17 protein-coding genes are annotated in these 20,471 nt (G+C 70.8%); 8 read left to right on the top strand and 9 right to left on the bottom strand.

The window, feature by feature from the left end:
• Positions 1 to 274: 274 nt before the first annotated feature.
• Positions 275 to 1,048, bottom strand: coding sequence for a hypothetical protein (locus AB5J53_RS11565; RefSeq protein ID WP_369245544.1), 774 nt, complete (start codon positions 1,046 to 1,048; stop codon positions 275 to 277).
• Positions 1,049 to 1,586: 538 nt separating this feature from the next.
• Between AB5J53_RS11565 and AB5J53_RS11560 the strand changes: the two genes are divergently transcribed.
• Complete coding sequence (locus AB5J53_RS11560) at positions 1,587 to 2,255, top strand: transglycosylase family protein (protein WP_369245543.1); 669 nt, start codon at positions 1,587 to 1,589, stop codon at positions 2,253 to 2,255.
• Between the two features lie 127 nt (positions 2,256 to 2,382).
• Positions 2,383 to 3,048: a transglycosylase family protein gene (locus tag AB5J53_RS11555; RefSeq protein WP_369252167.1), complete on the top strand. Its 666-nt coding sequence runs from the start codon at positions 2,383 to 2,385 to the stop codon at positions 3,046 to 3,048.
• Here the strand turns inward: AB5J53_RS11555 and AB5J53_RS11550 are convergent.
• The 3 genes from AB5J53_RS11550 to AB5J53_RS11540 are packed head-to-tail and all read right to left on the bottom strand — an operon-like array spanning position 2,945 to position 7,427.
• The gene (locus tag AB5J53_RS11550) at positions 2,945 to 3,664 is read right to left on the bottom strand and encodes an ABC transporter ATP-binding protein (RefSeq protein WP_369245542.1); all 720 of its coding nucleotides are present in this window, start codon (positions 3,662 to 3,664) and stop codon (positions 2,945 to 2,947) included. The genes AB5J53_RS11555 and AB5J53_RS11550 overlap by 104 nt on opposite strands.
• The gene (locus AB5J53_RS11545; protein ID WP_369245541.1) at positions 3,661 to 6,945 is read right to left on the bottom strand and encodes an ATP-binding cassette domain-containing protein; all 3,285 of its coding nucleotides are present in this window, start codon (positions 6,943 to 6,945) and stop codon (positions 3,661 to 3,663) included. The genes AB5J53_RS11550 and AB5J53_RS11545 overlap by 4 nt, the downstream gene beginning before the upstream one ends.
• The gene (locus AB5J53_RS11540) at positions 6,945 to 7,427 is read right to left on the bottom strand and encodes a hypothetical protein (protein WP_369245540.1); all 483 of its coding nucleotides are present in this window, start codon (positions 7,425 to 7,427) and stop codon (positions 6,945 to 6,947) included. The genes AB5J53_RS11545 and AB5J53_RS11540 overlap by 1 nt, the downstream gene beginning before the upstream one ends.
• 129 nt (positions 7,428 to 7,556) lie before the next feature.
• Here AB5J53_RS11540 and AB5J53_RS11535 point away from each other — a divergent pair, with 129 nt between their 5' ends.
• Together AB5J53_RS11535 and AB5J53_RS11530 are read left to right on the top strand one after the other, a co-directional pair.
• Entirely contained in the window at positions 7,557 to 8,093 is a 537-nt protein-coding gene (locus AB5J53_RS11535) for a hypothetical protein (RefSeq protein ID WP_369245539.1), read from the top strand.
• Complete coding sequence (locus tag AB5J53_RS11530) at positions 8,068 to 9,354, top strand: ABC transporter substrate-binding protein (protein ID WP_369245538.1); 1,287 nt, start codon at positions 8,068 to 8,070, stop codon at positions 9,352 to 9,354. Before AB5J53_RS11535 ends, AB5J53_RS11530 begins: the two co-directional genes overlap by 26 nt.
• 144 nt (positions 9,355 to 9,498) lie before the next feature.
• On the opposite strand, the gene AB5J53_RS11525 is transcribed toward AB5J53_RS11530, so the two are convergent.
• Positions 9,499 to 10,671, bottom strand: a complete 1,173-nt coding sequence (locus AB5J53_RS11525) for an epoxide hydrolase family protein (RefSeq protein ID WP_369245537.1) — start codon at positions 10,669 to 10,671, stop codon at positions 9,499 to 9,501.
• A gap of 63 nt (positions 10,672 to 10,734) precedes the next feature.
• Between AB5J53_RS11525 and AB5J53_RS11520 the strand changes: the two genes are divergently transcribed.
• A complete protein-coding gene (locus tag AB5J53_RS11520; protein WP_369245536.1) occupies positions 10,735 to 11,772 on the top strand; it encodes a helix-turn-helix transcriptional regulator in 1,038 nt (345 codons plus the stop codon).
• On the opposite strand, the gene ctaD is transcribed toward AB5J53_RS11520, so the two are convergent.
• On the bottom strand, positions 11,654 to 13,345 hold the full coding sequence (gene ctaD, locus AB5J53_RS11515) for a cytochrome c oxidase subunit I (protein WP_369245535.1): 1,692 nt from the start codon (positions 13,343 to 13,345) through the stop codon (positions 11,654 to 11,656). The two genes, AB5J53_RS11520 and ctaD, sit on opposite strands and share 119 nt — an antisense overlap.
• 405 nt (positions 13,346 to 13,750) lie before the next feature.
• Here ctaD and AB5J53_RS11510 point away from each other — a divergent pair, with 405 nt between their 5' ends.
• On the top strand, positions 13,751 to 13,966 hold the full coding sequence (locus tag AB5J53_RS11510; RefSeq protein WP_189191499.1) for an I78 family peptidase inhibitor: 216 nt from the start codon (positions 13,751 to 13,753) through the stop codon (positions 13,964 to 13,966).
• A gap of 105 nt (positions 13,967 to 14,071) precedes the next feature.
• Here the strand turns inward: AB5J53_RS11510 and AB5J53_RS11505 are convergent, their stop codons facing one another.
• Both AB5J53_RS11505 and AB5J53_RS11500 read right to left on the bottom strand, forming a co-directional pair.
• Positions 14,072 to 15,100 carry a phosphatase PAP2 family protein gene (locus AB5J53_RS11505; RefSeq protein WP_369245534.1) on the bottom strand — a complete coding sequence of 343 codons (1,029 nt, stop codon included), beginning with the start codon at positions 15,098 to 15,100 and terminating at the stop codon, positions 14,072 to 14,074.
• 240 nt (positions 15,101 to 15,340) lie between these two features.
• A complete protein-coding gene (locus tag AB5J53_RS11500) occupies positions 15,341 to 16,522 on the bottom strand; it encodes a glycosyltransferase family 39 protein (protein WP_369245533.1) in 1,182 nt (393 codons plus the stop codon).
• Positions 16,523 to 16,782: 260 nt separating this feature from the next.
• Here AB5J53_RS11500 and AB5J53_RS11495 point away from each other — a divergent pair, with 260 nt between their 5' ends.
• Together AB5J53_RS11495 and AB5J53_RS11490 are read left to right on the top strand one after the other, a co-directional pair.
• Entirely contained in the window at positions 16,783 to 18,387 is a 1,605-nt protein-coding gene (locus AB5J53_RS11495; RefSeq protein ID WP_369245532.1) for an MFS transporter, read from the top strand.
• A gap of 194 nt (positions 18,388 to 18,581) precedes the next feature.
• Entirely contained in the window at positions 18,582 to 19,772 is a 1,191-nt protein-coding gene (locus tag AB5J53_RS11490; RefSeq protein WP_369245531.1) for an acyl-CoA dehydrogenase family protein, read from the top strand.
• A gap of 47 nt (positions 19,773 to 19,819) precedes the next feature.
• Here the strand turns inward: AB5J53_RS11490 and AB5J53_RS11485 are convergent, their stop codons facing one another.
• Positions 19,820 to 20,257, bottom strand: coding sequence for a cell division protein SepF (locus AB5J53_RS11485; protein WP_189191504.1), 438 nt, complete (start codon positions 20,255 to 20,257; stop codon positions 19,820 to 19,822).
• Between the last annotated feature and the right edge of the window lie 214 nt (positions 20,258 to 20,471).

Below are 20,471 nucleotides of genomic sequence, written 5' to 3'. Positions count from 1 at the left end.
GTCGCGCCGGGGGTACCTCCCTGCTCGAACGAAGTTGAGAGCTTGGGGGAGGGTCCGACGGGAAGGACTGGCGGCGGGGGACGTCGTAGGTGTGCACGTATGTGCCAACGACCCCGCCGCCCAACGGATGCGGCCACCGCGTCGCTTTTCGCAGGTCAACCGGAGTGTGCCCGGCGCACTTTCGGACTGTCCGCGCTCCGGTCGGGGCTCGGGTACGGGCCCGGGATCGGGATCGGGATCGGGCTGCGGTCCGGGCTCCGGCTCAGGCTCCGGCTCAGGTCCCCGCGAGCGGCATCGCGGCCGCGACGAGCTTGCCGTTGGCCGCCGCCTTGTCCAGCGCGTCGCGCAGCAGGTCCTCGCGGGGCTGGCGGCCGATCGAGCCGACCGGGGCGGCGAACAGGAGCACCTGCTGGTGCTTGTTGGCGGCCGCCCGCCAGCTCTCGGCGACCTGCAGCGCCTGGTGCGCCTGCCACCAGGCGACGGGCGAGCCGCCGCCGGTGCCCGGCTGCAGCACGGCGTGCAGCTGGCCCATGGCGAGCAGTACGGACCAGCCGTGCAGCACCGGCGGCACCGAGTTCAGCTCGGTCACCGGCATGAAGCCCTGCTCGATGAGAAGGGGCAGGAAGTCGTCGCCGACGTCGGTCGAGCCCGGGCGCACGATGGGGCCGGTCGGCTCGACGACGAGCGCCGGGTGCAACTCGCCGCTGATCAGGACGAGTCCGCTGGTGACACCGAGCACGGCCTGCTCGGGCGCGGCCTCGACGGGCGGGCCGTCGGGGTTGATCGAGCGGACGGCGCCCTGCAGCTGCTCCTCGGTGACCTGCACGACCTGCGAGGGCAGACAGGTGGCGTGGGCGAAGGCGAGGACGGCGGTCTCGTCGCCGATGAACAGGACGGTGCTGGTGCGCTCCTGTTCCGAGTCGCCCGGGGTGCGGCAGGACGTGCAGTCGTAACTGCCGGGGGCGTTCTCTCCGGCGAGCAGCCGGTCGGCTTCTTCGTCGCCGATCTCGGCGCGTACGTCGTCGCTGACGTCGAGCATGCGCGGCACGGTGGCTCCTCGGGATGCGGTGCGTGGCGGTGCCGGGTGGCTCCCGGCCCATGAGGCCGGGGGGTCCCCGGCTCATGAAGATGACAACGGGCGATCTGTGGCCGGAGTCACGCCCGAGAGCGAACGGAATCGAACCATCCGACGCGCAGGGTGAGCTGACCTGCGGAATCGGTTACTCCAAGTCAACTTCTCGGACTGCCAAGGAAGTTGAGGCGGTGAAGTGAGTCACAGATCGCCAGGGTGACAGGTCGACAAATCCGGAAATCACCCAATGAAGTGGGTGGCCGAAAATCGACGATACTCGCGGTAACGGCGAACTGGCCTCGAATGACAAGGAGTTGGTTGATATCGGGGCGACAAGCTCCCTAGATTCCTCGGCCGTGTGCAACGAGCACCGCTCGGGTACGTCCGCCGGCCGAACCAAGCCAGCTCGCAGCACAGCCTCCGGCGGACGGGGCGGAGCGCGACGACCGGCGTCCTATGCGCAGGGAATCGTGCCCCGCCTTGGGGGACCCCGGGTGTTTCGAGAGGGAAATACATGTCCGCATGTGCCGAGAACACTCATAAGGCTCGTACGACGACCAAGGCTCGTACGACGGCGGTCCTCGCCGGGGCGGCACTGCTCGCCCCGCTCGGACTGCTCGCCGCGACCGGCAACGCCGCAGCGGCCGACAGTGGAGTGTGGGACCGCATCGCGAAGTGCGAGAGCGGCGGGAACTGGCACATCAACACCGGCAACGGCTACTACGGAGGACTCCAGTTCTCCGCCGGCACCTGGCGCGCCTACGGCGGCACCGCCTACGGGTCGACCGCCGACAAGGCCTCCAAGGCCGCGCAGATCGCCGTCGCCACCAAGGTCCAGCGCGCACAGGGATGGGGCGCGTGGCCCACCTGTTCGGCGCGCGCCGGAGCGTACGGCAACGCGCCCGCGTCCTCGGGCGCCGGGTCGACCGGAGGGTCGGCCGCCACGAAGTCAACACCCAAGTCGGCCCCGTCGAAGTCGAAGCCGTCGAAGGCGCCGGCACGTACGTCGGGCCACACCAACCGCGGCTCCTCCCGCGGCGACTACACCGTCCGCAGCGGAGACACGCTGAGCGGTATCGCCGCGCGGCACGGGACCACCTGGCGGAAGATCTACGCCGCCAACCGGGCGGTCATCGGTGGTGATCCCAATATGATCGTGCCCGGGCAGCGGCTCGACTTCTGAGTCCCGCTCCCCCCGGTCCCGGGCACGGGGCCCCACCCGGTCCTCCGACCGGGTGGGGCCCTGGCCGCCCCGGGCGTGGCTCAACGGGCGGGCGGGGCGCGCTGCTTAGCGTGGCCGGATGTTCCTGATGCCGACCACGCGGATCGTGCCGACCCTGTACACCAGGCGCGTTCGGTGCGCGGCCGTGATCGCCGCCGTCCTGGCCGTCCTCGTTCCTCCTTCGGGGGCGGCCGCCGCGCCACCGCCCCCGCTTCCTGGCTCCCAGTCGGTACGGGTGCCGTACGACTGCGTGAAGGACCAGTGGCCCTGGGCCTGCATCGCCGAGTGCGAGAGCAGCGGACGCTGGGACGCGAACACCGGGAACGCCTTCTACGGAGGGCTGCAGTTCTGGCAGCCCACCTGGGAGGAGTTCGGTGGGCTCGCGTACGCCCCGCGGGCCGATCTCGCCACGCGCGAGGAGCAGATCAAGGTCGCCGAGGAGGTGCTCGCCCTCCAGGGATGGGAGGCCTGGCCCGTCTGTGCCAAGAGGTACAAACTCCAGGGCCGTATGCATGTGGTGAAGGCCGGCGACACGCTCTCCTCCATCGCCCGCAAGTATCAGGTCAAGGGCGGCTGGAAGGCGCTGTACAAGGCCAACAAGCAGATGATCGGCAGCGATCCGGGCCGGCTGAGCGTGGGCACGCTGCTCGTCATCCCGAAGGGTTCGGGCGGCGCCCGGCACGCGGACCGCGTCCTGTTCGGCCCGCCCCTCGCCCCGTCGTCCCCCGTGCGACCTCGGCCGCCTCTCCGCTGAACACGACCGCTCCGCGGCGCAGTTCATGGACGTACGTCGTCCGGCCCGCCCGCTCGCGCAGGCCGGGCGGCAGCCGCTGGTCCGCGACCACCACACACGCGTCGAGACCGCTCAGCAGTTCGTACGTCCGTGCCGCGACCGACGGCGACATGCCCTGTGCGGGTTCGTCGACGAGCACCACGCGCGCGCGTGCCAGCAGGGCGCGGGAGAGGGCGAGCATGCGCTGCTCGCCGCCGGAGAGGGTGCCGGCGCGGCGGGGGAGGAGGGGCTCCAACTGTGGGTAGGCGTCGAGGGCGGCGGTGTGGTCGCCCACGGCCAGTTCCAGGTTCTCGCGGACGGTGAGCGAGCCGAACACGGCGCGGCGCTCCGGGACGAGGCACAGTCCGCGCCGGGCGCGCTCGTACGCGGGCATGCGCGTCACATCGGCGCCGTCCCAGACGACCGCGCCGCCGGACAGCGGCACGGTCCCCGCGAGGGCGCGCAGCACGGTCGTACGGCCGGAGCCGTTGCGGCCCAGCAGCACGGTGAGGCCCGGGCCCGGCGCGACGAGGGTCAGGCCGTGCAGGGCCTCCAGGGGGCCGTAGCGCACGTGCGCGTGGCGCAGGGCGATGCTCATCCGCCGGCCCTCGTCTCCAGTACGCGGTCGGCGGGACCGGAGGTGACGATCCGCCCCGCCGCCATGACATGGACCGTATGCGCCAGGTCGGCGACCAGGTCGAGGTCGTGCTCGACGACGAGCAGGGCCATGCCGTCCGCGGCCAGGGCCCGCAACACGCGGGCCAGCGCCGTCACTTCACCGGTGTCGAGTCCTGCCGCGGGCTCGTCGAGCAGCAGCACGCGCGGACTCCCGCCTAGCGCCCGCGCCAGCTCGACGCGCCGGAGCGTGCCGGTCGGCAGCCCCGCCGCGGGCAGCGCCCGCACCGGCCCGTCGAGCGCGAGCAGCCGCAACGCCCGCTCCACCGCCCCCGGATCGGCGATCCGTCCCTGCTCGGCGCCCACCCGAACATTCTCGGCCACGGTCAACGAGGGGAAAACCGCCAGCTGCTGAAAGGTCCGCGCGACCCCCAGCCGGGTACGGGCGTACGCGGCCGTCCTGGTGATGTCCCGCCCCCCGAGCAGCACCTGCCCGCGCGAAGGGCGCAGCGTCCCGGCGAGACAGTGGAAGAGGGTGCTCTTTCCCGCGCCATTGGGTCCCACGACCGCGGTGACGCGCCCGGGCCGGACATCGAGAGAGACTCCGTCGAGGGCGGTGAAGCCGCCGTAGGTGACGTGGAGTCGGCGGGCGGTCAGGGGCTGGGGGGTGGATTCGACAGGGGCGCGTGAACGACGGGGGGCGCCGATCGCGCGGCGCGGGGCCGGAGCCCCTCCGATCGAGCTCGGCCGCGGTACGGCCGCCGTACCGGGCGTCCTCAGGGGGCTGTCCGGCGGTGCGTGGGGTTCTTGGTCGGGCGCGTCGTCGTGTGGTGGTCGGGTGTTTGCCGGTGGGTTCGGTGGAGTGTCCGGTTCTTGGCCGGGGGCGCCGTCGCCGGGTGGTGCGGGGTCGGCCTGTCGGCCGGGGCGTGCGTGGGCGGATGTGTCGTCGCGTGGTGGTGGAGTGTTGGCCCGTCGGTTCGGAGGGGGGCTCGGCTCTTCGTCGGGCGCGTCGCGTCGGGGTGGCGCGGCGTCGTCCGGGTGGTTCGGGGGCTCGCCCGGCTTCCGGGCGGGAGTCTCGCTCAGCGGCTCTGCCGTGCTGCCCGGCCGCTCGGTGGCCCGCGCCTTCCGGCCGGTGCCGGGCCATCCGGTCGTGCTGGGCGCGGGGGCGGCGGGCCCCAGGAGCCCGCCGCTGGGGTGGGCGGGCTCGGCCGGGGTGTGTCGGGTGCTTCGCGGTTCGGGTGTCTCCGGATGACGCCGCGCGGTCGGACGCGGTGCCGAGCCCCTTGGTCGGTCGGGCTCGTCAAGACCGGGTGCTCCCGGGCGCCGTCCCGCTACGCCCGGTGCGCTCCTCCCCGTGTCCGCCATCGCGGTCGCCCCCGTCGGTACAAGCGCCCCGGCTCTCCTCGGCTCCACCGGCCGCAGTTGGCGTCGGACCCGTGTCCCCAGGGGTGTCAGCGTCGCCCGGCGGCGCAGTCGCAGTCGGGAGGCCGCCGTGCGCAGCGCTTCGTACGGGCCTCCGGGGAAGCGGCCGACGAGGACGGCCAGTACGCCGATCAGGGCGGCCGCCACGCCGCCCCGGGCCCCCGCGTCGAGCCCCACCAGGAGGGCCGCGGCGGCCAGTGCGCCGAGGACGCTGTCGGCGCCGAGGACGACGACCGCCGCGAACCAGAGCAGCCCGCGTACGGGGTCGTACGCCGTGGCGTCGAAGGCGCGCAGGCCCATGCCGAGCATGCCGCCGCCGAGCGCGGCCAGGGCGGCGCCCGCGACGAACGCGGTCAGTTTCAGGGCAGGGACGCGGACGCCCGCCGCCGAGGCGCCCGATTCGTGGTCGCGCATGGCGGCCAGGGCCCGGCCCGTACGGCCCCGGCGCAGGGCGTTCGCGGTGAGCAACGCGGTGGCCAGCAGGGCCAGTTCGAGCACGTAGTAGGCGCGGTCGCCGTCGAAGCCGGCCGGGCGGTCGAGGGAGAGCCCCGACGTGGCGTACGGCTGGGCGAAGACGAAGCGGCTGACGCCCACGCCGACCGCGAAGGTGGCCAGCGCGAGGGCAAGGCCGTGGCGGCTGATGGCCGGCCAGCCGGTCAGGACGCCGAGCGGGGCGATCAGGATCACGGCCACTGCCAGCGCCGCGAGTTCGGGCAGGCGCGGCAGGCCGGGGAAGCGGCCCGCCGCCAGCAGCGCCGTGAAGAGGGCGCCCAGACCCGCGTACGCGGCCTGCCCGAGCGAGATCTGGCCGCCCCGGCCCGTCACGACGACCAGCGACAGCAGCACCACGCCCAACGCCGGGACCTGCACCGACGTATGCAGGTCGGAGCCCGCGAAGCCGAGGGGCAGCAGGAAGAGGACGACCGCCACGATCCACGCGCCCGGCGGCGTCGCCACGCGGGCCGTCGCCGAGCGCGGGAGCGCGTCGCGGGTGCCGATGCCGGGGAGGACCAGCGCCGCGATCAGCAGCGCGACCACGAACAGGTTCGCGCCGACCGCCTGGAGCAGTGGTTCGGCCCAGCCCGCGGGGTGCAGGCGCGTCAGCTGGCTCTGGGCGACCCCGATGCCGAGGGCCACCACGACGGCGACCGGGAGGCTGCGCATGCGGGCGGCCACCGCCACCGCCATCACCTCCATGACGAGCAGCGGCATGCCGTACGGGTCGAGGCGCACGTAGGGCGCGAGGAGCACGCCCGTCAGGCCCGCCGTGAACGAGCCGAAGGCCCAGCCCGCCGCGGCCACCCGGTCCGCGTCGATGCCGCCGAGGACGGCGAGCGAGCGGTCGTCGACGACGGCGCGCAGCTCGGTGCCGAACCGGGTCCACCGCGTCACGGCGCCGACGCCCAAGGCCAGCGCGAGGGCCACCGCCAACTGCCCCCAGGGATCCGCCGACACCAGCGTCGGCGCGTCCGCGCGCGCCCCTGTGCCCCACACCAGCGCGGCCCCGCCGACCAGCAGCACGAAGACGCCGATGGACGCGACGAGCGTTTGCGCCGGGTCGCTGCCGAGGACCGACAAGGGGCGGAAGACGAAACGCTCCAGGATCATGCCGATCGCCGGTGCGACCAGCAGCAGTGTCACCGAGGCGCCGAGCGCGAGCGGCCAGCCCCACTCGACCGTGAACTGGCGCAGCAGATACGCGCACACCATCGCGATCGCGCCGTGCGCGAAGTTGAGCACGCCGGTCGCCCGGTGGGTGACGACCAGTCCGATCCCGGTGAGCGCGGCGGCACTGCCGACCGAGAGACCGGCGAGCGTGAGGTCGTACGTCAGCGACGCCATCAGTCGACCGGATCCGCGGCGGACGGCTCACAGATCGGGCACGGCCCCAACTCCCCGCCGGCCAGCACCCGCGAGTCCACCGGGACGGCCTCCGGCTTGCCGGCGACCAGCGGACAGTCCGCGCGGTGCCACAGCGTGCCGCCCGGCACCATCAGCAGCTCGCCGCTGATGGCGAGGGGCGCGGCCGCCACCTGCCCGGACTCGTCCACGTCGGCGGGCTCGGCCGCCACGAGCAGCCCGTACAACTCCTCGACGCGCGCCGCCGCCAGCGCGTTCCTGCCGTGTGTGAGCAGCACCGCGCCCGCGATGATCAGCGCCGCGCCGGGCACCGTGCACGACGCGAGATACGGCAGTTGCCGCTCCGCGTACCGCTCGCCCGAGATGCCGTACCAGCCGATGACGCACAACACCGCTCCGGCGGCGAGCGCGGCCCACCCGGCCCACAGGACGGGGTGCACAGTCCGCAGTCGAGCTGTCCGCATCCGGGCTCCCAGACGTCGTGTGTCTGTCTGTCTTCCAAGTCCGCCAATGGACTTGCACTATGCCTTCTGCAAGCTGACCCTGAAAGCTCCGGGCGCACATGTCCCGGACCGACACCGGTGGTGAGCCAGATGGTTCTCGGGAGCGATCTCAGGCGGGGCAACGGCGGGGGCGCGGCAGCGGTGGCGGTTCTCGTCCTCGCCGCGGCCCTCACGGCGTGCAGCGACGAGAGCGGTGGCGGGAGCACCGCCCCACCCACCCCCTCCGTGCAGCAGTCCAGCAGCGCCCAGCCCAGTCCCACGGCCCCGTCCGATCCGGCGGCCGCCGAACAGGAGATCAAGCAGAACTGGGAGAAGTTCTTCGACCCCGCCGTCGCGCAGAAGGACAAGCAGGCCGTGCTGGAGAACGGCGACCAGATGACCAAGGTCCTGCAGAGCTTCAACGGCGACAAGCGCGGCCGGCAGGTGCAGGCGAAGGTCGAGAAGGTGGAGTTCACCTCGCCGACCGACGCGAACGTGACGTACTCGCTGACCCTGAAGGGCGCGACCGCCCTGCCGGGCGCCTCCGGGACGGCCGTCGAACAGGACGGCACCTGGAAGGTATCCGTCAAGACGCTGTGCGCGCTGGTCCAGCTGAGCGGCAATGAGTCGCCGGGCCCCGGCTGCTGAGTGCGCTGCCCTGGGCCTGCTGCTCCTCCTCGGCACGGCCTGCGGCAGCCGCCTCCCCGAGAGCGACTTCGAGAACCGCTCCACGCCCACGCGGCAAGGAGGCAGCGCCCCGATCCGCGTCGGCGTCATCACCAGCGCCACGAGCCCGGTCGGCGGCTCGACCTTCACCGGGCCACGGGACGGGGCGAAGGCGTACTTCGACCGCCTCAACGCCCGTGGTGGCATCGAAGGGCGCCGGGTCGAGGTACGCCTGTGCGACGACGGCGGCAGCGGCGTGGGCAACAACGAATGCGTGCACAAACTCGTCGACGAGGACAAGGTCGTCGCCCTCGTCGCCACCACCGCCCTCGACTACGCGGGCGCCTCTCGCGTGTCCCACGCGCGCGTGCCCGACATCGGCGGCCAGCCCATCGGCCCGGCGTACGACACGTATCCGCACCTGTACGGCATCTACGGCAGCCTCGCTCCGCGGAACGGCAGGACCGGCTGGGACGGCAAGCTGTACGGCGGCACCGAGGTCTACCGCTACTTCAAGCGCGCGCAGGGTGCCCGGACCGCCGCCGTCATCTCCTACAACCAGTCCGCGTCCGCCGCGTACGCCCGGCTCGTGACCCAGGGGCTGAAGGCCGAGGGCTACAAGGTGGTCACGGAGCAGGTCGACTTCGCGCTGCCCAACTTCCGTGCCGCGGCAGCCGATTTGAAGGAGCAGGGCGCCGATCTCGTCTTCGACGCCATCGACACGCATGGGAACGCGCAGCTGTGCAAGGCGATGGACGACGTCGGGGCCAAGGTCATTGCCAAGGTCACCAATGTGCAGAACTGGGCCTCGACCGTTCCCCAGGACTACAGGGACTCGCCGCGGTGCCGCAATGTCCTGTGGGCCACCGGTTCCAGTCGCAACTACGAGGACATGGGGGATCCGGCCGTACGGGAGTTCCGGGACGCGACCAAGGGGCTGGGCACCCACTCCCAGTGGCAGTTGGAGGGGTGGGCCGCCGCGATGTGGTTCACCGACGCGGCGAAGTCCTGTGCGCGTACGGGGGTCACGCGTGCGTGCGTCGACGACTTCATGAACCGGGGCGAGCCCTACACCGCCGGTGGGCTGTTGGTTCCCGTCACGTACGAGCGTCTGCCCGAGCCGCCGAAGACCCGCAGGACGTGTCTGTCCGTGACGCGTTGGGAGGACGGCAAGGGCTGGGTCTCGCAAGGGAACATGAACACCACGTGCTTCGACGTGCCGCAGCTGTCGTATCGGCCTTGAGTTTTTCGCCCCCGCCGCCCCTACCCATTCCCGTACCTGAGGGCTCTGCCCCCCAGACCCCCCGGGTTGTTCTTTTGGCGCGGGCCGGTGGGGGCTTGTCGCGCAGTTCCCCGCGCCCCTCCAGGGGCGCGAAAACCTACACAGTCACCGCAGCGTGCTGAAGAACTCGCGGATGTCCCCCGTCAGCAGCTCCGGCTGCTCCAGGGCCGCGAAGTGCCCGCCCCGCTCGAACTCCGTCCAGCGGACCACGGTGTTGGTCTGCTCGGCCCAGCGGCGAATCGCGACGTCCTCGTCGAAGTTCGCGACGGCGGTGGGAACGTCGGAGCGGCTGACCGGGAACCAGTCGCCGGAGTGGCTGTTCTCGTAGTACATGCGGGCCGCCGAACCGGCCGTGCCGGTCAGCCAGTACAGCATCACGTTCGTCAGGAGGACGTCCCGGTCGACCGCGTCCTCGGGCAGCTCCGCCGAGGAGTGCGTCCACTCCTTGAACTTCTCGAAGATCCAGGCGAGTTGGCCGACGGGCGAGTCGGTCAGGCCGTAGGAGAGGGTCTGCGGGCGGGTCGACTGGATCGCGTTGTAGCCGAAGCCGTCCGTCGTGAACGTCGCGATGGACGCAAGGCGTCGCCGCTCCTTCTCCGTCAGCTCGGCCCGCACATCGTCGGGCACCGGACCGAGTGGGATGAAGCCCACCGACGCCGCATTCACATGGACGCCGATCACCGACTCGGGCGCGATCCGGCCCAGCTGGGGCGAGATCAGCGCGCCGAGGTCGCCGCCCTGGGCGCCGTAGCGCTCGTAGCCGAGTCGGCGCATCAGCTCGGCCCACGCCCGGGCCGTACGGCTGACGTTCCAGCCGCGCTCCCTGGTGGGGCCGGAGAAGCCGAAGCCGGGGATGGACGGGATGACCAAGTGAAAGGCGGTGGCCGGATCGCCGCCGTGGGCGCGCGGGTCGCTGAGCGGACCGATCAGGCCGAGGAACTCGACGATCGAGCCCGGCCAGCCGTGCGTCAGCAGAAGCGGCACGGCGTCCGGCTCGGGCGAGCGCACGTGCAGGAAGTGCACGCGGGCGCCGTCGATCTCCGTGACGTACTGCGGGAACTCGTTGAGCGCGGCCTCGTGCTTGCGCCAGTCGTAGGCGTTCCGCCAGTAGGCCGCAAGCTCGCGGAGGTACGGCAGTGATGCCCCGTACTCCCAGCCGGCGTCCGGCAGCTCGTCGGGCCAGCGGGTCAGGTCCAGGCGCGTGTGCAGGTCGTCCAGCTGCGCCTGGGGGATCTCGATCCGGAAGGGGTGCACCGTGGTGTCTGCGTTGTCTGCCATGTCTCCTACGGTAGGAACCCTTGCGGACAGTTACTGTCCGCAACTCCTGGCAGACTCGGAACCATGTTGGAGACATCGGCACGACTCCTGCGCCTGCTCTCGCTGCTGCAGGCCCACCGCGAATGGTCCGGGGCCGACCTGGCGGACCGCCTCGGCGTCACGCCCAGGACCGTCCGCCGCGATGTGGACCGGCTGCGCGAGCTGGGCTATCCCGTCAACGCCAGTCCCGGCACGGGCGGCGGCTACCAGCTCGGCGCGGGCGCCGAACTGCCGCCGCTGCTCCTGGACGACGACGAGGCGGTGGCCGTGGCGGTCGGGCTGCGCACGGCCGCCGGGCAGGGCATCGAGGGCATCGGCGAGACCTCCGTACGCGCCCTCGCCAAGCTCGAACAGGTGCTGCCGCACCGGCTGCGCCGCCGGGTGGGCGCCCTGAACGCGTTCACCGTGCCGATGCTGCGCGGCCCCCAGCCGTCGGCCGTCGACCCCGCCGTCCTCACCGAGCTGGCCAACCTGTGCCGCGACTCGGAGCGGCTGCGCTTCGAGTACCGCGACCACGGCGGTGCGGCCACCCGCCGTACGGTCGAACCGCACCGCCTGGTGTGCACCGAGCGCCGCTGGTACCTGGTCGCCTGGGACGTCGACCGCGACGACTGGCGTACGTTCCGGGTCGACCGCATCAAGCCCAAGCCGCCGCACGGACCGCGCTTCCCGCCCCGTACGCCACCGGCCGAGGACCTGGCGGCGTACGTCTCCAAGGGCGTCTCCACGCGCGCGTACGCCTCGCACGCCGCCATCAGGCTGCTCGTGCCCCTGGAGGAGGCGGCCGAGCGGATCTCACCCTCCGCCGGGACCCTGGAAGCCGACGGGACGGACAGCTGCGTTCTGCGCACCGGAGCGGCGAGCCTCGACGTGATGGTCATTCACGTGATGTTGATGGGCTTCGAGTTCGAGATCCTCGAACCCGCCGAGCTCACCGACGCGATCAGGACGTCCCGGGACCGGCTGTCTCGGGCTCTGGACCGGGCTTCGGCTCAAGCGCCGCGTACTCGGGATGGTGCAGGTCGAACGCCGGGGACTCGGAGCGGACCCGGGGCAGCGTGACGAAGTTGTGCCGGGGCGGCGGACACGAGGTCGCCCACTCCAGGGAGCGGCCGAAGCCCCAGGGGTCGTCGACCTCGACGTTCGCGGCGTACTTGGCGGTCTTCCAGATGTTGTAGAGGAACGGCAGGGTCGAGATGCCCAGCAGGAAGGCGCCGATCGTGGAGATGGTGTTGAGCGCGGTGAAGCCGTCGGCGGCCAGATAGTCCGCGTACCGGCGCGGCATGCCCTCGGCGCCCAGCCAGTGCTGCACCAGGAACGTGGTCTGGAAGCCGATGAACAGCGTCCAGAAATGGATCTTGCCGAGCCGTTCGTCGAGCATCTTGCCGGTGAACTTGGGCCACCAGAAGTAGAAGCCGCCGAAGGTCGCGAAGACGACGGTACCGAAGACGACGTAGTGGAAGTGGGCGACCACGAAGTACGAGTCGGTGACGTGGAAGTCAATAGGCGGCGAGGCCAGGATCACCCCGGTCAGGCCGCCGAACAGGAACGTCACCAGGAAGCCCGTCGCCCACAGCATGGGTGTCTCGAAGGACAGGGACCCCTTGAGCATCGTGCCGGACCAGTTGAAGAACTTCACGCCGGTCGGCACGGCGATCAGGAACGACATGAAGGAGAAGTACGGCAGCAACACCGCGCCGGTCGCGAACATGTGGTGTGCCCATACGACGATCGAGAGACCGGTGATCGCCATGGTCGCGGCGACCAGCGTCAGATAGCCGAAGATCGGCTTCCGGCTGAAGACCGGCAGGATCTCCGTGATGATCCCGAAGAACGGCAGCGCGATGATGTAGACCTCGGGATGGCCGAAGAACCAGAACAGGTGCTGCCACAGCAGCGCTCCGCCGTTGGCCGCTTCGAACACCACCGAGCCGAACCGCCGATCCGCCTCCAGTACCAGCAGCGCCGCCGCGAGCACCGGGAACGCGAAGAGGATCAGGATCGAGGTGAAGAGGGTGTTCCAGGTGAAGATCGGCAGCCGGAACATCGTCATGCCGGGCGCGCGCATTCCGACGATGGTCGTAATGAAGTTCACCGCGCCGAGAATCGTTCCGAAGCCGGCCAGCGCGAGGCCCATGATCCACATGTCGGCGCCGATGCCCGGCGAGCGCTCCAGGCTGTTGAGCGGGGCGTAGGCGAACCAGCCGAAGGCGGCCGGTCCGTCGGGCACCAGCAGCGAGCCCAGCACGATCAGACCGCCGAAGAGGAAGAACCAGTACGACAGCATGTTCAGCCGCGGGAACGCGACGTCCGGGGAGCCGATCTGCAGCGGCATGATCTCGTTGGCGAACCCGGCGAACGTCGGGGTCGCGAAGAGCAGCAGCATGATCGTGCCGTGCATGGTGAACAGCTGGTTGAACTGGTTGTTGTCCATGATCTGCAGGCCGGGCCGGGCGAGTTCGGCGCGCATCATCAGCGCCATGACGCCGCCGATCAGGAAGAACGCGAAGGACGTGACCAGGTAGAGGTGGCCGATCTTCTTGTGATCGGTGGTCGTCAGCCAGTCGACGACCAGTCGCCCCGGCCGATTGGTCCGCACGGGTCGCGCCGTCGCCTGCGCGGTGTCCGTCCCCATCGCTCGCCCCTTCGCCGTCGCGCGTTCTGGGCCTGCTGAAGCTCACGCCATGATGCTCGCGTCGCCCCGCGCTCCGACAGGGGGCGTGCGGGGGTTGTGTGCTTAAACCGTGTATTTCCTATGTGGCATCAGCTTCCACGGCACTCTCCGGAATCGGAATGAAAAGGCTTGGCCGCACCGTCGGATCCGCACATTCCATTGGGCTATTCGGGACTGCGCCACGTTAGCTCCGAATTACGTTCGAAGGCGTGCGGAACACGTACGGAACCCCTCGTACGTGTGACGGAGTTCGGCCGAAACGCGTGTCGTGATCCTGTGACAGAAGCGTGACCGGAGGGGGATGGGTGACGCTTGGTGGCGGGTTCGGGCTTCCCCGGCAGGAGTGTGCCGCCTAACGTGGCGGTCATGGCACCCATTCCCACCCCTCCCGCGGAGCCCCAGGACAGTCCGGAGAGCTATGTCGGGCTGGAGGCGAACAGCGCCGAGCGTCGTGCCCGCGAGCACGGCTGGTCCTCGGTGCGTTCGCTGCCGCCCGGCGCGATCATCACCATGGAGTACCGCTTCGGGCGACTGAACTTCGAGGTCACCGACGGCAGGGTGACCCGCTGCTGGAAGGGCTGACGGCACAGCCCACGGAACGTGCGAAGGCCCCCGGCTCGTCAGGAGCCGGGGGCCTTCGCGGTGCGGGGAGAGGCTGTGCGTACCGGCCCCGCTGTCCTATTGTCCTCAGCCGCCGGTCAGGGGGCGAGCCGAGGCGGCCGTGGTCCCGCGTGCCACGCGGTCCGGGTGCGGCGGACGGCGGCTGCCGACCGGCGTGACCGGGGTGCGCTCCGAGCGGGCGGTGTGCGGCCCGGGGGCCAGGTAGACGGGCGCCCGGGGCGAGCGGGCGGCGCCGACCGTCTCGCGGGCAGGCACCTCCCCGTCCGCGCCGGTGGGCTGCGGGACCATGACGGGCGCGGCGACCGGCGAGGCCGTCGGAGCGGGCACGCTGCGGTCGCGACGCGCGCGCCAGGAGTCGCGCAGCGAGAAGATCCCGGCCTCGGCACGCGCGATCAGCGGCTCGACCCACGGCAGCGCCAGCAGGATCAGCAGACCCGCGGCCCAGCCCAGGAGTACGTCGCTCAGCCAGTGCGTACCGAGGTACACGGTGGTGAGGCCGACGCCGAGCGAGGTCACGGCGGACAGGGCGGACAGCCAGCGTCGGGCCCTTGGGGTCGAGGCCAGATAGGCCAGGATTCCCCAGGTCACGACGGCGTTCGCGGTGTGGCCCGAAGGGAATATATCGCCGCCGAGCCCCATCTCGTTCGAGCCGATCGTGATGGCGTAGTGCGGGCCGAGGCGGCCCATGCCGAGCTTGGCGGCGCCGACCGTGATGTTGAGCAGCAGCAGCGAGGCGCCCAGCGTGAGCAGCGGGCGCAGGGTGTGCTGCCGCCAGGAGCGCCAGCCGAGCCAGGCGGCGACCATCACGGCGGTGGGGCCGCGCTGGCCGAGCACCACGTAGTAGTCGAGGAACGCGTGGATCTCCGGCCACTGCTGATAGGGCCGGAAGAACATGACCTGCCAGTCGAACCGGACAAGCCACGACGTGATCGCCACGGCCCACACAATGGCCACGTAGAAGGCCAGGGTGGCTCCGAAGAGCACAACCCTGTGCCGGCTCATCTTCGGCACATCGATGTGGGCCGGTCGTTCCGGCTCACGGTCCAGCCGGGCGAAGACCCGGTCCAGACGGGTGAGGTTTCGTTCGGTACGCACTCAATCGACGTTACAGCGAGTGAGCTGTGTTCCAGGCCGAATCACTCGCTTTGTGATGACGATGTGATGTGGGATTCCTCTCAGAACCATGTTTATTTCCAATGAATCACTAATGATCGGCGCCCGGACCCTTCAATTCCATTGATCTCGTACGGCCTTCGGTTTTATGGCGCTTATATATTCGTTCACCGAATGCTGGCTTGGAATTCTCCGGCCGCTCACCGGGCCCCGGGGAGTGGATCACGGCGGCCCGGAGCCGTTCAGCCAGAACGCGCCATAGACCGCCGAAGCCACCGCCACACCGCCGAGAACCAGCGCTGACCTGGACGTACGCAGCCGGGCCAGGGCCACCGCGAGGGGGAGGAGAAGGGGGAAGGCGGGCAGCAGGAGGCGCGGTTTCGAGCCGAAGTAGCTCGACGCGCACAGGGCGAGCGCGGTGACGACACCCGCGTACACGAGGAGTGGCAGCGGCTGCCCCTGGCGTACGCACGTCACGTACAGCCAGACGATCAGCGCGACCCCGACGATCAGCCCGACACCGGCCAGGGCCGACGGAAATGACGTGAACTTGTCGCCGATGAAGCGGGCGAAGGCGTAACCGCCGTCGAAGCCGTTGCGCCAGCCCGCCTGGACGTCGAGATATCCGAGCGGGCCCTTGCCCGTGCGATGGCCGACCCACAGCACGTAGCCCGCGGCACCGAGGGGCGCGAGGAGCATGCCGAGGGCGCGCGGCCACACGAATGCGCCGTCCGGCCGCGGCGCGCTCCGGTCCCGTACGAATTCTCCCGCGAACGAGGTAATCGCCGCCGTCCACAGGGCAGCGACCACCGCGATGCCCACCGGGCGGGTCAGCCCGGCGAGCGAGGCGAGCAGGCCGGCCGTCAGCCAGCGGCCGGTCAGCATCGCGTAGAGCGACCAGGCCGCGAGCGCCGTGAACAGGGACTCGCTGTACGCCATCGACTGCACGATGCCGACGGGCAGCACCGCCCACACGAGCACGGCGCAGACACCCACCCGGCGGCCGTACACATGGTCCGCGACCGCGAAGATCCCCCAGGCCGCGGCGAGCGAGGCCAAGGTGCTGACCAGCAGGCCCGCGTCCGCGTACGACAGCGGTGTGACCGCCGAGACGAGCCGCTCCAGCCAGGGCAGCAGCGGGAAGAACGCGAGGTTCGAGTGCACGTCGCCGTTCGGGAGGCGGACCTCGTAGCCGTAGCCGAGATCGGCGACCCGGGTGTACCAGAGCGAGTCCCAGCGCGCCGTCAGCAGCGTGTGGGCGCTCTTGCCGTGCGCCGCGCTCCACACGGCCAGGGCGATGAGGCCCAGGGCGCGCACGGCCGCGTACCCCAGGAGTGCGGGCGCGGCCCGGCGCAGGGCGCCCGTGCGGGGCGGTGTCGCGACAGGCGTCTCAAGATCGGTCACGGGCTCGATTATCGGTTGCTCCCGGAACCGGCAGGCCCCGCGGGGCGTGGTGCACCAAGGGGAGCGTGGCGCACGCCACACGCTCGGCGGGAAGAACGTGAGAGGTCTGCCACGCGTCATCGGCGGGAACTCGCGTACGCTGGCCGCTCACTCGCCTTTGTTGCGTGGGCCCCGGGATTCCGCTCTCCCAGGCCGCAGCCCCAGGGAGTCCCCACCCTGAGGTTCCGCCGAACGCGAGGGAACATCTGGGAGGTACGTACATGTCCGGGACGACCACGGCCGCTGCGCGATGCCGTCGGGAGGCCGGGGCCGGTGCCAACCGCTGGGTCGTCCTCGTCGTCCTCTGCGTCAGCCTCTTGCTGGTCGCCCTCGACGCCACCGTGCTGCATGTCGCGGTGCCCGCCGTCACCGAGGACCTCAAGCCCGGCGCGATAGAACTGCTCTGGATCGTCGACGTCTACCCGCTCGTCTGCGCCTCGCTGCTCATACTCTTCGGCACGCTCGGTGACCGCGTCGGCCGCAGACGTGTCCTCCTTCTCGGGTACGGGCTCTTCGGCGTCGCCTCCGGGATCGCGGCCCTCGCCGACAACGCCCAGGTCCTCATCGGCGCGCGCGCCCTGCTCGGCGTCGGCGGCGCGATGATCATGCCCGCGACGCTGTCGATCCTGCGCCAGGTCTTTCCCGACCGGCGGGAGCGGGCGCTCGCGATCGGCATCTGGAGCGCGGTCGCCGCGGTGGGAGCGGCGGTGGGGCCGCTGCTGGGCGGCTTCCTCCTGGAGCACTTCTGGTGGGGGTCCGTCTTCCTCGTCAATATCCCGCTGATGCTGGTCAGCCTGCCGATCGGGCGGCTGCTGCTGCCCGAGTCGCGGGGCGACCGGAACGGTCCCTGGGATGTGGTGGGGGCTTTGATGGCCGCCGCCGGGCTTTTCGGGATCGTCCTCGGAGTGAAGCGGCTCGGTGGCGGTGAGGCGCCGTTCAGTCCGTTCACGCTGGTGCCGCTGCTCGTGGGCGGTGCGCTGATGGCCGGGTTCGTACGGCGACAGCGGCGGCGTGAGCAGCCGCTGGTCGATCTGCGGATGTTCTCGCGGCCCGCGTTCAGTACGTCCGTGGGGTGCATCGTGCTGGCCATGCTCGCCCTCGTCGGGCTCGAGCTGATCGCCGCGCAGTACTTGCAGCTCGTGCTCGGGCTGTCGCCGCTGGAGACCGGGCTGCGGCTGCTTCCGCTGACGGTCGCGGCGATGGCGTCGGGGCTCGCCGGGGCGAAGATGCTGCGGCGGTTCGGGCCACGCGCGATGGTCTGCTTCGGGTTCTGTCTCACCGCGGCCGCGGTGGTGACGCTCACGGCGATGGGCGCGGACGACAACACGGGGCTGCTGCTCTTCGGGTTCATTCTGCTGGGGTTCGGGCTGGAGACGACGCTCTTCGGGGCGTACGAGTCGATGCTCAGCGAGGCGCCGCCGGCGCAGGCGGGTGGGGCCGCCGCGATCGGCGAGACCTCGTACCAGCTGGGCGCCGGGATCGGTATCGCGCTCCTGGGGAGCGTGATGAACGCGGCGTACGCGCCCGGACTGTCGTCGGTTCCCGGCGTTTCGGCGGCCGATTCACGTGCCGCGGGACACTCGCTCGGGGAGGCGTACGAGGTTGCCGGGCGGCTCGGGGGGTCTCCCGGGGCGGCGCTTCGGCATGCTGCTCGGGACTCCTTTGTGCACGGGTTGCATGTGACCCTGCTGGTCAGCGCGGGGTTGTTGATGCTGGGGGCCGTGATGGCGCTGCGGTTGCCGCGGGTCATGGAGTGCGGGGCGCCTGCGGCGGGCTCGGCGATTCCCGCGCCCAGGGAAGTTGCCGAGTCGCGCGTGTCCGCGTAGCCGACTTCTTCTCCCGCCCACGCAATGTCCGTTTCTGCCACGCTTGCAAGTGCTGGTCTCCTGCGGGGACGGGGCGCCGTCGGCGGCTGCCGGGTCGGCGTCGGGCGGGGCCTGGACTTGCGGGACACTGCGTCGTAACGTCGGGTCGGAATCGTAACTAGCGGTGCTAGTTTTAGTCATCCGGAGGCTGCCCCATGTCCGCGTCCTCGAAGCTCCCGCCCTTCGACCCCGCCGACCCCCTCGGCATCGATGACCTCCTGGAGCCGGAGGATCTCGCGATCCGCGAGACCGTGCGGGCCTGGGCCGCGGACCGGGTGCTGCCGTACGTCGCCGAGTGGTACGAGAAGGGGGAGCTGCCCGGGATCCGGGAGCTGGCGCGGGAGCTGGGCGGGATCGGGGCGCTCGGGATGTCGCTCCAGGGGTACGGGTGCGCGGGGGCCAGTGCCGTTCAGTACGGGCTCGCATGTCTGGAGCTCGAGGCCGCCGATTCCGGGATTCGCTCGCTCGTGTCCGTGCAGGGCTCCCTTGCCATGTACGCCATTCATCGGTTCGGCAGCGAAGAACAGAAGCAGCGGTGGCTGCCGGACATGGCCTCCGGTGACGTCATCGGGTGCTTCGGGCTCACCGAGCCCGACCACGGGTCCGACCCCGGCTCCATGCGGACGCACGCCAAGCGCGACGGCGGGGACTGGGTCCTCAACGGGCGGAAGATGTGGATCACCAACGGGTCCGTGGCCGGGGTCGCCGTCGTCTGGGCGCAGACCGACGACGGGATCCGCGGGTTCGTCGTGCCCACGGACGTGCCCGGATTCTCCGCTCCCGAGATCAAGCACAAGTGGTCGCTGCGGGCCAGCGTCACCAGCGAGCTGATCCTCGACGACGTACGGCTGCCCGCCGACGCCGTGCTGCCGGAGGTGACCGGGTTGAAGGGGCCGCTCAGCTGTCTCTCGCACGCGCGGTACGGGATCGTGTGGGGTGCCATGGGCGCCGCGCGGTCCAGCTTCGAGGCCGCCGTCGAGTACGCGAAGACGCGCGAGCAGTTCGGACGGCCCATCGGCGGCTTTCAGCTCACCCAGGCCAAGCTCGCCGACATGGCGGTCGAGCTGCACAAGGGGATTCTGCTCGCCCATCACCTGGGGCGGCGCATGGACGCGGGACGGCTCCGCCCCGAACAGGTCAGCTTCGGCAAGCTCAACAACGTACGGGAGGCCATCGAGATCTGCCGTACCGCGCGGACGATTCTCGGCGCCAACGGCATCTCGCTCGAATACCCCGTGATGCGGCACGCCACGAATCTGGAGTCGGTGCTCACCTACGAAGGCACCGTCGAAATGCATCAACTCGTGCTGGGCAAGGCGCTCACCGGACTCGATGCCTTCCGCTGAGGACCCTTGAGGGACCCCATGGGGCAGGGCCGGTGAGCGGCCCTGCCTCAGCTCTGGTTGAAGAAACCGTCCGTCTGACGGCCCGCGGCCTCGCCGCTGACGATCTCCGTGTTGGCAGGCGTCAGCAGGAAGACACGGGTGGCGACCCGCTCGATCGTGCCGCGCAGACCGAAGGTCAGGCCGGCCGCGAAGTCCACCACGCGCTTGGCGTCGGCGGGCTCCATGGACGTGAGGTTGATGATGACCGGGACACCGTCCCGGAAGAGCTCGCCGATGCCGCGCGCGTCCCGGAAGCTGTCCGGGGTGACCGTGCCGATCCGGCGGCCCTTCTCCTCCGCCGTCTCGGACGCGACCTTCACCCGCGGGTCGGTGACCCAGGCATCGCCGGATTCCTGACCCTCGGCGTAGTCGTCGTCGTAGTAACGCTCGTCATCGTTGTCGTCGACGAGGCCAAGCCAGGCACTCGCCTTGCGCACCGATCCCATGGACGCCTCCTCTCACAGCGGTCTTTCTTGCTTTCCGCATCCCCATGGTCGTCCATGATGCGGATGTCGCGCCAAGTGGATAGACGCCGCGCGGGGGTTTCGTGACGGTACTGGTGCACAGCGAATCCGTCGAGAGCCCGCGTGTCCCAAGGGTCTTGCCGTGTACGGCTGCTGACTGAGAGTGAAATATGATTTCTCACGGCGTTCGGGTGAC

Source organism: Streptomyces sp. R41 (assembly GCF_041053055.1).
Taxonomy (GTDB): Bacteria; Actinomycetota; Actinomycetes; order Streptomycetales; family Streptomycetaceae; genus Streptomyces.
This window is presented reverse-complemented; position numbering and strand designations above follow the sequence as displayed.

Excerpts from the sequence above, each read along its gene's own strand:
- ctaD (WP_369245535.1), bottom strand. The coding sequence starts at position 13,345 with ATGGGGACGGACACCGCGCAGGCGACGGCGCGACCCGTGCGGACCAAT.
- AB5J53_RS11525 (WP_369245537.1), bottom strand. The coding sequence starts at position 10,671 with ATGGCAGACAACGCAGACACCACGGTGCACCCCTTCCGGATCGAGATC.
- AB5J53_RS11495 (WP_369245532.1), top strand. The coding sequence starts at position 16,783 with ATGTCCGGGACGACCACGGCCGCTGCGCGATGCCGTCGGGAGGCCGGG.
- AB5J53_RS11535 (WP_369245539.1), top strand. The coding sequence starts at position 7,557 with ATGGTTCTCGGGAGCGATCTCAGGCGGGGCAACGGCGGGGGCGCGGCA.
- AB5J53_RS11490 (WP_369245531.1), top strand. The coding sequence starts at position 18,582 with ATGTCCGCGTCCTCGAAGCTCCCGCCCTTCGACCCCGCCGACCCCCTC.
- AB5J53_RS11510 (WP_189191499.1), top strand. The coding sequence starts at position 13,751 with ATGGCACCCATTCCCACCCCTCCCGCGGAGCCCCAGGACAGTCCGGAG.
- AB5J53_RS11555 (WP_369252167.1), top strand. The coding sequence starts at position 2,383 with ATGCCGACCACGCGGATCGTGCCGACCCTGTACACCAGGCGCGTTCGG.
- AB5J53_RS11560 (WP_369245543.1), top strand. The coding sequence starts at position 1,587 with ATGTCCGCATGTGCCGAGAACACTCATAAGGCTCGTACGACGACCAAG.
- AB5J53_RS11545 (WP_369245541.1), bottom strand. The coding sequence starts at position 6,945 with ATGGCGTCGCTGACGTACGACCTCACGCTCGCCGGTCTCTCGGTCGGC.
- AB5J53_RS11485 (WP_189191504.1), bottom strand. The coding sequence starts at position 20,257 with ATGGGATCGGTGCGCAAGGCGAGTGCCTGGCTTGGCCTCGTCGACGAC.
- AB5J53_RS11520 (WP_369245536.1), top strand. The coding sequence starts at position 10,735 with ATGTTGGAGACATCGGCACGACTCCTGCGCCTGCTCTCGCTGCTGCAG.
- AB5J53_RS11530 (WP_369245538.1), top strand. The coding sequence starts at position 8,068 with ATGAGTCGCCGGGCCCCGGCTGCTGAGTGCGCTGCCCTGGGCCTGCTG.
- AB5J53_RS11550 (WP_369245542.1), bottom strand. The coding sequence starts at position 3,664 with ATGAGCATCGCCCTGCGCCACGCGCACGTGCGCTACGGCCCCCTGGAG.
- AB5J53_RS11540 (WP_369245540.1), bottom strand. The coding sequence starts at position 7,427 with ATGCGGACAGCTCGACTGCGGACTGTGCACCCCGTCCTGTGGGCCGGG.